Genomic DNA, 11,440 nt, shown 5'->3' with positions numbered 1-11,440 from the left:
TAAGCCACTAAATAGCGAAAAGAGAAAATTTACTCTCTCAGAGGTTCTCAGAGGAAATTTGACTTTTAATCCACTCTTGTCTTAAATTATCGAAAAGTTAAGAACAAATAAAGTCTCACCACAACCTCCTCAGCAGTCAAGCACAATGGGATCGGAAATATTTTGTCAATCTGTTTTTCCTATCAAAGAATAAACTTTTTGTCAAGCGTACAAAAAAACTATCTTTCCGAGAAAATTGAGAATTTTTTGCGAAAAATGTCATCGAAAACACTGTTTTGGGGGACAAAACAATCCTCGCTCTACTATATATAGAGTGATATGATTATTTAACACGCTAGATGTTGTGTTTTCCCAGAAAATCTGATAAAATACTCTAGTACAAATAGATTAATTTGTCAAGTTTTTTTAACGCCGCAATTTCCCAATTATGCAATCGAAGCCCTTGACTACTGCCGTTTCCATTCACAAAAATAACGAAGTAATACCCTTTCGTTCTACCCCTTTAGCTAATATGGGCAGCCATGCAATTAGAGTGATTCGGCGAGATGGTTCCACCACAAGCTTAAATATCGGCAAAATTCGCGACGTGGTAGAGTGGGCTTGTGAAGGTAAAAAAGTCAATTCAATCGCCTTAGAAGCGGGTTTAACCACACGCCTGCGGGATGGGATTACCACTAGGGAAATACAGGATAATTTAATCAATTGCGCCCTAGAAATGTGTAGTCCCGAGGAACCGGATTGGCGCTATGTGGCGGGAAGATTGCATATTTGGAGTCTATGGAAAGATACCTTAGTAGTCCGGGGTTATCAGTACGGAAATTACGAGGAAACTGTCAAAACTCAAGTTAAAAATCGGCTGTACGACGAAAGAATTCTCATCTATTCTGAGGCAGAATTAAAAGAAGCTGGTGCTTGGATTAATCCCGATTGGGATATCGATTATGATTACGCCGGGGCATTGTTAATAACTAGCCGTTATTTACTCAAAAATGAGTTACCCCAAGAGGCATTATTAACCTGTTCCTTACTGCTTGCCATTGTGGAAGAACCGGCTAATAGACTCCACTGGGCGAAGAAATTTTATCAAGGGATTGCCCAAAGAAAAATCTCTCTTGCCACTCCAATTTTAGCCAATTTACGCACGCCTAAAGGTTCCCTAACCAGTTGTTTTATTCTCTCTATTGACGACAGTTTAGAAAGCATTTTCGGCGAGATTACTAATGCTGCCCGCATCTCCAAAAATGGTGGCGGTGTCGGTGTGAATGTGAGTAGAATTCGCGCCACTGGTAGCTGGGTAATGGGGAAAGCTAATGCTTCCGGTGGGATTATTCCCTGGATTAAGTTACTTAACGATACAGCTATTGCAGTAAATCAGGGGGGAAGACGCGCTGGGGCAGTAACTATCGGTGTTGACATCTGGCATTTAGATGTGCCAGAATTTCTGGAAATGCAGACAGAAAACGGTGATCAAAGACGCAAAGCTTATGATGTTTTTCCCCAATTAGTTATCACCGATGAATTTATGCGTCGGGTGATAAATAAAGCCGAGTGGACATTAGTAGATCCCTACGAAGTTCGAACAAAATTAGGTATAGAATTATCGGAACTATGGGGGGAAGAATTTGAAGAGTCTTATCGTTTAGTAGAAGCTAATTTAGATAGAGAGATTTTCCTCTATAAAAAAATTAATGCCCGGGAATTATTTAAAAGTATCATGCGTTCCCAAGTAGAAACAGGAATGCCCTACATTGCCTTCAAAGATACCATCAATCGCGCTAATCCTAATAAACACGATGGCTATATCCCCGGTGTAAATTTATGCACGGAGAGTTTCTCGAATGTCACCCCCGATAAAACTGCCCATTGCTGTAATTTAGTTAGCCTTAATTTAGCCAATATCGACAGGGAAGAAATCGAGTCTAATTGTCAAATCGCTGTCAGGATTCTTGACAATACTATCGATATTACTAATCCTCCCTTTGATAATGCTAAAAACCACAACGATAAATATCGCACTATTGGGGTAGGGGCGATGGGATTAGCTGACTGGTTAGCTAAACGGAAATTATCCTACAATAACCTGTCAGAAATTAGTAATTTATTTGAAGAAATTGGCTATTGGTGTACCTATTCCTCGATGGAATTGGCTAAAGAACGCGGTGCTTATCAAGCTTTCTTGGGTAGCGAATGGAGTCAAGGTAAATTAATCGGGGCAAAACCAGTGGAATGGTTTTTAACTAATGCGGTGCAACCACAAAGATGGCAACAATTAGCCGCAGATATTCAACGATTTGGCATCCGTAACTCCCATATTACCGCCATTGCTCCTAATACTTCCTCCAGTTTGGTACAGGGATGTACCGCTAGTGTTTTGCCGGTTTATAGTCGCTTTTTCTACGATAAATGGGCAAAGGGAACTGTTCCCATCGCACCACCTTTTATTGAAGAAGCTTTCTGGTTTTATCCAGAGAATAAAAACCTCGAACAGCAACAAGTGGTAAAAGCGATCGCTACTATGCAAGAATGGATCGATACGGGGATTTCTATGGAGTTATTATTCAACCTCAATGAAGGGGTTTATTTCCCCGCAGAACCCAACCGTTGTCTCACAGCCAAGGATATCTTTGATACTCTAATCATGGCGTGGGAATTGGGGTGTAAAGCGATTTATTATATCCGTACCGTACAAAAGGACAATTTTCGAGAGTCTGACGATAGTTGTTCTAGTTGCGCTAATTAAGGTTAACTTGGGTGGGCATTGCCCACCTTAATTTTTTCAGATCATTTAAAATGAGTTTTATTGATCACCTAATCACAGCTATGGATAAGACTTTATACGAACAGGATTACTATCTCTGGTTAGAGAAAACCATATCTTTACTAGAAAATCGCCAGTTTTCTGAGTTGGATTTAGAAAATTTAATTGAAGAAATAAAAGATATGTCCAGAAGAGAACGTCAGAAGTTAGAGAGTTTACTAACTAAACTCTTGGAGCATTTACTTAAATTAACTTATTGGCAATCTAAGCGCGATTACAATAAAAACAAGTGGCGACGTGAGATTTTAAATTTTCGCATTCAAATAAAAAGAATTATTAGCAACAAAAAGGATGGAACTTATAATACAAACTTAGCATCTTACCTCACCGAGATTCTTGAGCCATGTTATGAGGATGCTTGCCATCTATTTGTAGAAGGTTCTGGCATCGATAAAAGACTTTTAAGTGCTACACCTATTGGATCAATCGACCAAATTTTAGATGAAAATTGGTTTCCTGAGTTTCTCGGAGAGGATTAAGCAATGAAGAGTGATTTATACGAAAAAGATTACTATCTCTGGATAGAGAAAACCATATCTTTACTAGAAAATCATCAATTTTCCGATTTGGATTTAGATAATCTCATCGAGGAAATTAGTAGTATGGGGAAAAGTGAGAAACGAAGTTTAGAAAGTTATTTAACTCGGTTATTAGAACATTTGCTGAAACTAGCTTACTGGCAATCGGAATTAGAATATAATCAAAGAGGATGGAAAAATGAAATCCGTAACTTTCGCCTACAAATTAAACAAATTATTGAAGACAGTCCCAGTTTAAAGCCCTATCTATCGGAAATTTTCTTGCCCTGTTATCAAAATGCTCGTAAATTATTTCTGGATCTATCTGGAATGGCTGAAAATTTGGTCAGTTTAGCTCCAATTTGCCCTATAGAACAGGCGTTAAATGAGGATTGGTTTCCTGAAATATCAAAATAATGGGAATAATTATGGAAACGAACTTATACGAACATAATTACTATCTCTGGATAGAGAAAACCATATCTTTACTAGAAAATCGCCATTTTTCTAAGGAGGTTCAAAGACTGATCGGGTTCCAATTATTTTTATTAATAAATATTTAACACACTACTACTACCAAATCATTATCCCCAGATTTTCGGTAAAATCTGTAAGCTTTTAAGTGAGCAGAAAATCTCCAGACGGTCAATGTTTGCACAAACGAACCTCCTTGAGGTGTGGCAAGGGGCAGTAGAGGCCGATGGGCAAATCGCCATTCCGGGCGATTACCGACCTGAACAAAGAAATTACAGATTTTTTCAAGCTAGGATTAAAGATTTTGTATCGAAAAATACAAAACCTGCGAAAGTGACTGTTTAGGATGGTTTTTTTGAGAAGCTTAAGAACTGATCCATACATCAAAGGAGTTTTCCATGCCCGAAACGCCACAAGAAGTCTTGAAAATGATTCAGGACAACAATATTAAGATTATTGACCTGAAATTTATTGATATGCCTGGTATCTGGCAACATTGCTCCTTCTACTACGACCAAATCGATGAAAGCTCTTTCAGCGATGGTGTTGCCTTCGATGGTTCCAGTATTCGCGGTTGGAAAGCAATTAACGAATCCGATATGGCCATGGTTCCCGATCCTACCACTGCTTGGATCGATCCCTTCTACAAGGAACCTACCCTAAGCATGATCTGTAGCATCAAAGAACCCAGAACCGGTGAATGGTATAGCCGCGATCCTCGCTCTATTGCTCAGAAAGCGATCGATTATCTGAGCAGTACCGGTTTAGGTGATACCGTATTTTTTGGACCGGAAGCAGAATTTTTCCTCTTTGATAGCGCTCGTTTCGACCAAACCGCCAATGCAGGCTATTACTACATGGATAGTGTCGAAGGTCGTTGGAATAGCGGTAAAGACGAAAAAGACGGAAATCTTGCCTATAAACCCGCCTACAAACAGGGTTATTTTCCCGTTAGTCCCACCGATACCTCTCAAGACATTCGCACGGAAATGCTCTTAACCATGGCCGACTGCGGAGTTCCCATCGAAAAACATCACCATGAAGTCGCTACCGGTGGTCAAAACGAGTTAGGGATTAAATTCTCTACCCTAGTACGGGCCGCCGACTACTTGATGACCTATAAATACTGCATCAAGAACGTGGCCAAGAAATACGGTAAAACCGTCACCTTTATGCCCAAACCTATCTTTGGCGATAACGGTTCCGGGATGCACGTTCACCAGTCTATCTGGAAAGATGGTCAACCCCTATTCGCCGGGGATAAATACGCCGGACTTAGCCAAATGGCACTGTACTACATCGGTGGTTTGCTTAGACACGCTCCCGCGCTCTTAGCTTTAACTAACCCCACCACCAACTCTTACAAGCGTCTCGTCCCCGGTTTTGAGGCCCCGGTAAATCTGGCCTACTCCCAAGGTAATCGCTCCGCTTCGATTCGGATTCCTTTATCGGGAAGCAACCCGAAAGCCAAACGTTTAGAATTCCGTTGTCCTGACGCCACTTCTAACCCCTACCTCGCTTTTGCCGCCATGCTCTGTGCCGGTATTGATGGGATTAAAAATCAAATTGAACCGGGGGAACCTCTCGATGTGGATATCTACGAACTCAGCCCCGAAGAATTGTCAAAAATACCCTCTACCCCCGGTTCTCTAGAAGCAGCTCTGGAAAGTCTCGAAAAAGATCACGCTTTCTTGACCGATTCTGGTGTCTTTACCGAAGACTTTATCCACAACTGGATCACCTACAAACTCGATAACGAAGTTAACCCGATGCGCTTACGTCCCCACCCCTACGAGTTCTCTCTCTACTACGATGTCTAAGGTTTGATTGACTAATCATTAATCCTAGGGTAGGCCTTTGCCTGCCTTTTTTTTGGGAATCAGCAAGAGAGTAGGGAGCGGGGGAGATGGGATAATAAATAAAAGCTGAATCCTGAATACTGAATAGTGACTCCTGAATACTGAATACTGAGTAACTGCCCAATCAAACAACAATCTTAAGCTTTATCCCCTCAGTCCTCAACAGTGATAGAATTGCCGTCATAGCTAGGGGTGTCTGGGATAATCAGGCTGAGAAAGACCCTTAGAACCTGAGACTGGGTAATTCCAGCGTAGGGAAGCTGTTTACAGAGGAAATAAAATTATGAGACAAGAATGGGTTGCCCCCCGGCGCGGACAAGCAAATGTATCGCAAATGCACTACGCCCGTCAGGGGATAATTACCGAAGAGATGACGTATGTGGCAAAACGGGAAAATCTCTCTCCCGAATTGATTCGCAGCGAAATCGCCCGAGGAAGACTGATTATTCCCGCTAATATCAATCACCTCAACCTCGAACCTATGGCGATCGGTATTGCTTCTAAGTGTAAAGTTAATGCTAATATCGGGGCTTCACCCAACTCCTCGAATATTAACGAAGAACTGGAAAAATTACACCTAGCGGTCAAATACGGCGCGGATACGGTGATGGATCTTTCCACTGGTGGCGGTAATTTGGACGAAATTCGCACCGCGATTATCAATGCTTCTCCCGTCCCCATCGGTACTGTACCCATCTATCAAGCGGTGGAAAGTGTTCACGGCAATATTGAAAAACTCACCGCCGAAGATTTCCTCCACATTATCGAAAAACACGCCCAGCAAGGGGTAGATTACATGACGATTCACGCGGGAATCCTCATCGAACACCTGCCTTTAGTCAAAACTCGTCTGACCGGGATTGTCTCCCGGGGCGGTGGTATTATTGCTAAGTGGATGTTATACCACCACAAGCAAAATCCTCTCTACACCCATTTCGATGAAATTATCGAGATTTTCAAGCGTTATGACGTTTCTTTTAGTCTCGGTGACTCCCTGCGTCCCGGTTGTACCCACGATGCTTCCGATGCGGCCCAATTAGCGGAATTGAAAACCCTCGGCCAACTGACGCGTCGCGGTTGGGAACACGATGTACAGGTGATGGTGGAAGGACCGGGCCATGTTCCCATGGACCAAATTGAGTTTAATGTGAAAAAACAGATGGAGGAGTGTAGCGAAGCACCTTTCTATGTTCTTGGTCCCCTTGTCACCGATATTGCCCCCGGATACGATCATATCACTTCGGCGATCGGGGCGGCTCTGGCGGGTTGGTACGGGACGGCGATGTTATGTTATGTCACCCCGAAAGAACATCTCGGTTTACCCAACGCTGAAGATGTGCGAAATGGCTTAATTGCCTACAAAATAGCGGCTCATGCGGCAGATATCGCCCGTCATCGTCCAGGGGCGCGGGATCGTGACGACGAACTCTCCATAGCTCGTTATAATTTCGATTGGAATCGTCAATTTCAGTTATCGTTGGATCCCGATCGCGCTAAGGAATACCACGATGAGACTTTACCCGCAGATATCTATAAGACTGCGGAGTTTTGTTCGATGTGTGGACCGAAATTCTGTCCCATGCAAACTAAAGTCGATGCCGATGCGATTACGGAATTAGAGAAGTTTCTCGCTAGTCAGAATCAAGACAATTTAACCCCGGTTTAAAGGGGAGTTATGGGAAGGGCTGATTTGATTTCAGCCCCATTCCTAGGATAGAAGTCAAAATTCTGGGAATAGCCGCCGATTTTTTGACTAATTGACCCGTTTTTCTAGATATTGACCGATCATCAATTCTTGACCGGCGCGAGAGATAATAGTTTGTCGGGTGCGATATTGTTGACCGATGAGTTTAATTTCTTCTTCAAAGACAGAACCGGCGTATTCTGTTCTCAGACAGAGAGTAGAGGGGTTAGGAAAGGTATAAATAGCGCTAACGGGTTTATCCGTCGCAAATCCCCGATCGCGATAGAGAATATTATCTAAAATACCGAATATAGTCGAACCGTTGGAGGGTTTTTTACTCTGGGGACGGAGATAATTACTTTGCCAAGTCACTTCCGTACCACCTAATAGAACTGTATCTTCCAGATTATGTAAACAGGCCAGTTGAATTAATGGTTCGCTGCCTTGGGGTAAATATTTAATCTCGATGGCGCTGATAACTTCTTGGGGTTCCGTTTCTTGGGTGAGGGTGTAATAACGTCTCTGGGATTGCCAGCGTCCTTCTGTCTGCTTAAAAAAGGCTAAAGCCAAAGTTTCTAGCGATAATTGGGCGGTTTGAATTAATGTCATAGAAATAAAACCTTTCCTGTTTTTTGGGAGAGCAGATTTGTTATCCTTTGTCAAGAGTTTGCCAGAGAACTGTTACACATCTTAATACAATTATAACTCTGCATGGAAATTAAGTGGTAGGGGTGTTGAGAGAGATAATTGGGAAAAAGCCGCATAGATACAGCAGTTACAGGGAAAAAACGGGATAAGATTGCTAAAACCTGCGAGCTTATCCTAGTTACTTCCATTTACCCTTATCTATCGATTAATTCTGTCAAATTGGCTACAGTGAGGCCGAGGTGATTCCCCCAACCCCTTTTTTACCTGTTACTTTTCATCCGATCTGCCCGGTCTTGCTATTGTTAAAAATATAGAACCTCCGAACAAAGTCTCAACTCCGTGCAGTTAAAACAAGTAATCATCGCCCATAAGGCCAACCATCCCCAAAGTAAAGCATGGGCGGAAAAATGCGCTAAACAGTTAGAAGCCCGTCAGTGTAAAGTTTTAATGGGACCCAGTGGCTTTAAAGATAATCCCTATCCAGTATTTTTAGCCTCAGCATCGGAAAAAATCGACCTCGCCATCGTTTTGGGCGGAGATGGAACCATTTTAGCCGCCGCTCGCTATTTAGCTCACGAAGACATTCCAATTTTAGCGGTGAATGTCGGCGGCCATCTGGGATTTTTAACGGAACCTTTTGAGATTTTCCAAGATACGGAGACGGTCTGGGAGCGTTTACAATCCGATCACTATGCGGTACAACAACGGATGATGTTAAAGGCCAGAATCTATGAAGGGGATAAAAGAAACCCCCAGGCAGTGAGCGAGGCATTTTATGCCCTGAATGAGATGTGCGTGAAACCCGCTAGTATCGATAGGATGCCCACCTCAATCCTCGAAATCGAAGTGGACGGGGAAATAGTAGATCAGTACCAAGGGGACGGACTATTAGTGGCTACTCCCACGGGGTCCACCTGTTACACCGCTTCCGCTAATGGTCCGATTATACACCCCGGCATGGAAGCGATCGCTGTCACGCCGATTTGTCCCTTGAGTCTTTCCAGTCGGCCGATTGTCATTCCCCCGGCATCTCTGGTCAGTATTTGGCCCCTAGGAGACTACGAATTAAACACTAAACTCTGGATGGATGGTGCTTTAGCCACTTCCATTTGGCCCGGGCAATGGGTGGGAGTTACCAAAGCTGAAAAATTCGCCCAATTTATTATCCTGCGGGAAAGCTATTCTTTTTATCAGACTCTACAGGAAAAATTGCAATGGGCCGGGGCGAGAATTCATTATGATGGCAATCGTCATAATTAGGGTTTGCGGCAAAAAGTTTTTCGTGGGGACAGGGTGTGGGGTGTAGGGTGTAGGGTGTAGGGTTTTACCGATTTTGAGGACGTTCGGCGAGCTCAGTCGAGCCGGGGTCAATTACCTAATTTTCAGGGAAAAAGTCCCTGAATTTTCCCCCCAATCACTCCAAAGGTCGGCACTTTTTGAGGTCAAAAAAGTCTAAAAACCTTATCCAACAAGGTTTTTAGATTTATTGAACAAGCCCTAAGTATATCTTCTAAAATTGGTCATTACCTCCGATTTTATCAGTCAATCTAGGCTTTTGGGGGTAGAACCCCCCAAACCCAGAAGCGCATTTGCTGATTGTCGGTATTTCTGCAAGAGAGGGTCAAAAGTTGTCAAAATATTTGACAAAGTTGCCCCTTTATGGTAGGAAATTGGGTTATTCTTGTCCTGTAAATTTTAAATTTCATCCCATCCTGTTAAGCCAGAAGACATAACATAACTGGTAACAGTTGCTTCAAAAAAGTTAGCTTTGGTGTGGCCTTCTTTTTTGGTATCGGAAAAGCGTTCCAGATGGTTATAGGGACTTTTGTTATACTTTTCTTCCCTGTATAAAGGCTCAAGTCCGATCGCTTTTAGCCGAATATTAGCGAGGTATTTGGTGTACTGTTCGGTACTGTATTCGGTAATACCTAAAATGTCGTTACCAACGATGTGATTTGTCCAGCGACATTCGTGTTTAACGGCACTATCGAACATCTCATAAATCTGTTCAACAGAATGGGGAAAAATTGCCATGGCTTCGGGAATAAGTTTCTGATACAAACGGACGTGACTTAATTCGTCCCGGTTGATCATTTTGAAAACGTCAGCACTACCAGACATTAGCTGTCGAGAAGCGAGATTATAAAAAAAGATAAAGCCGTTGTAAAAATACAAACTCTCCAGCAAATAATCGGCAAGAAGGGCGATAAAATAGCTTTCAGTAGTTTGTTTGTCGATGTATTCCTGGTAGATACTAGCAATAAATTCACAGCGATCCTTGAGAACTTTATCGGTGCGCCAAAAGTCATAAACTTCTCCTCTGCGATCCGAGGGAATAATCGTTTCAATTAAGTATTGATAACTTTGATTGTGCATGGCCTCTTGAGAAATTTGTTCCGCCATACAAAGACTAATTTCTGGCGCAGTGACGCTACCTTTTAGGTGGGGAATATTACAGGTTTGCACGGAATCAAGAAAAGTTAGATAGGACAAAATACCATCATAAGCATATCTTTCTTCGTCGGTAAGATGCCCGTATTCAGTCACGTCTTGAGTGATATCTAAGCGTTGCGGAATCCAGAAATTTTCCCGCATTTGTTGATATAAACCCACCGCCCAGGTGTAGCGGACATCGTTTAACTGCATCAGGTTGGTGGTGTTACCAAACCAGATCGAACGGTTTTCGATCGCATCATCTCCCGCCGGATTGAAGATCGGGGAAATGGGCATCGAATGGCAAGAATTAACTAAATGTAAGGACATGATTACTTGGATATTATGGCACTTTTAGGTTATAATATATTTTCGGTAAAAAGTCAAATGTTTTGATTAGGGATAAATTCAAAATCTAGGGCTTCTGCCAAAGTAAGTGGGCAAACCTTCGGAAATTTCTCTAGGTTTATACCTGTTTCAATAGCGGCTTTTTTCTGTCTTCATTATAGCATTTTTAAAATTATCTTCTGTTAAGCTGTTCAGCCTCTAAATAGCCTATAATAGAAACAGTAACCTAGTCAACTACCAATAGTTAGCCAGCCCCTAATCACTTGAATTCCGAACAAAAAAGAACCTTTAACTGATAACTGATAACTGATAACTGATAAGTTAGGATCATGTGCTACGAGAATCCCAGAATATCAGCGCGTCGATGGATCGAGTCTCTATAAAAGCCAGTTCGAGAGTTTGAATGCTCAGGGTGCTGCCAGAGCAGCAATGCCGACCCCTAGTTTAGAATGGGTTTGTAGGAGGAACGAGAAATACTCAAGAATCTGATTGAAATTGGTAGTGCTAAACAAGTAATGAGGCTCTTCCGAACTTGTCATGTAAAATTAAATAAAAAACAGACAATTATTGCTGACCAATAAAACAATAATTTATCTTTAAAAGCTCACTATGCTTGCAATACAGCAATTTATTGGTTAAAATATAAACAGCCAAGACC

General features: G+C 42.2%; 9 protein-coding genes, 2 pseudogenes and 1 riboswitch. Of the genes and pseudogenes, 8 read left to right on the top strand and 3 right to left on the bottom strand.

The features are described from left to right. Nucleotides 1-427 precede the first annotated feature (427 nt). The 7 genes and pseudogenes from ACOCD9_RS13645 (at nucleotide 428) to thiC (ending at nucleotide 7,335) form a co-directional block, all read left to right on the top strand. Nucleotides 428-2,740, top strand: coding sequence for a ribonucleoside-diphosphate reductase subunit alpha (locus tag ACOCD9_RS13645; protein ID WP_419547786.1), 2,313 nt, complete (start codon nucleotides 428-430; stop codon nucleotides 2,738-2,740). Nucleotides 2,741-2,820: 80 nt separating this feature from the next. After that, on the top strand, nucleotides 2,821-3,297 hold the full coding sequence (locus ACOCD9_RS13640; protein WP_159251557.1) for a DUF29 domain-containing protein: 477 nt from the start codon (nucleotides 2,821-2,823) through the stop codon (nucleotides 3,295-3,297). 3 nt (nucleotides 3,298-3,300) lie between these two features. Beyond that, nucleotides 3,301-3,753: a DUF29 domain-containing protein gene (locus ACOCD9_RS13635; protein ID WP_419547785.1), complete on the top strand. Its 453-nt coding sequence runs from the start codon at nucleotides 3,301-3,303 to the stop codon at nucleotides 3,751-3,753. An 11-nt stretch (nucleotides 3,754-3,764) separates the two neighbouring features. Then, a pseudogene (locus ACOCD9_RS13630) lies at nucleotides 3,765-3,845 on the top strand (DUF29 domain-containing protein); the annotation flags it as partial. 139 nt (nucleotides 3,846-3,984) lie between these two features. Then, nucleotides 3,985-4,155 (top strand): hypothetical protein, encoded by a 171-nt coding sequence (locus ACOCD9_RS13625; protein WP_419547784.1) that lies wholly within the window; start codon nucleotides 3,985-3,987, stop codon nucleotides 4,153-4,155. 53 nt (nucleotides 4,156-4,208) lie between these two features. After that, a complete protein-coding gene (gene glnA / locus ACOCD9_RS13620) occupies nucleotides 4,209-5,630 on the top strand; it encodes a type I glutamate--ammonia ligase (RefSeq protein WP_287701180.1) in 1,422 nt (473 codons plus the stop codon). Between the two features lie 217 nt (nucleotides 5,631-5,847). After that, nucleotides 5,848-5,944: riboswitch (TPP riboswitch) on the top strand. Nucleotides 5,945-5,952: 8 nt separating this feature from the next. Beyond that, nucleotides 5,953-7,335: a phosphomethylpyrimidine synthase gene (gene thiC / locus ACOCD9_RS13615; RefSeq protein ID WP_419547783.1), complete on the top strand. Its 1,383-nt coding sequence runs from the start codon at nucleotides 5,953-5,955 to the stop codon at nucleotides 7,333-7,335. An 87-nt stretch (nucleotides 7,336-7,422) separates the two neighbouring features. Here the strand turns inward: thiC and ACOCD9_RS13610 are convergent, their stop codons facing one another. Beyond that, nucleotides 7,423-7,962 (bottom strand): phycobiliprotein lyase, encoded by a 540-nt coding sequence (locus ACOCD9_RS13610; protein ID WP_287701178.1) that lies wholly within the window; start codon nucleotides 7,960-7,962, stop codon nucleotides 7,423-7,425. 378 nt (nucleotides 7,963-8,340) lie between these two features. Between ACOCD9_RS13610 and ACOCD9_RS13605 the strand changes: the two genes are divergently transcribed. Beyond that, nucleotides 8,341-9,261: an NAD(+) kinase gene (locus tag ACOCD9_RS13605; protein ID WP_008206349.1), complete on the top strand. Its 921-nt coding sequence runs from the start codon at nucleotides 8,341-8,343 to the stop codon at nucleotides 9,259-9,261. Nucleotides 9,262-9,696: 435 nt separating this feature from the next. Here the strand turns inward: ACOCD9_RS13605 and ACOCD9_RS13600 are convergent, their stop codons facing one another. Together ACOCD9_RS13600 and ACOCD9_RS13595 are read right to left on the bottom strand one after the other, a co-directional pair. Continuing rightward, the gene (locus tag ACOCD9_RS13600) at nucleotides 9,697-10,764 is read right to left on the bottom strand and encodes a ribonucleotide-diphosphate reductase subunit beta (protein WP_419547782.1); all 1,068 of its coding nucleotides are present in this window, start codon (nucleotides 10,762-10,764) and stop codon (nucleotides 9,697-9,699) included. Between the two features lie 53 nt (nucleotides 10,765-10,817). Next, nucleotides 10,818-10,968, bottom strand: a pseudogene (locus ACOCD9_RS13595) (DUF29 domain-containing protein); the annotation flags it as partial. Nucleotides 10,969-11,440 lie beyond the last annotated feature (472 nt).

Origin of the sequence: Microcystis sp., from assembly GCF_048564745.1 — a bacterium.
Lineage (GTDB): Bacteria > Cyanobacteriota > Cyanobacteriia > Cyanobacteriales > Microcystaceae > Microcystis > Microcystis ichthyoblabe_A.
This window is presented reverse-complemented; position numbering and strand designations above follow the sequence as displayed.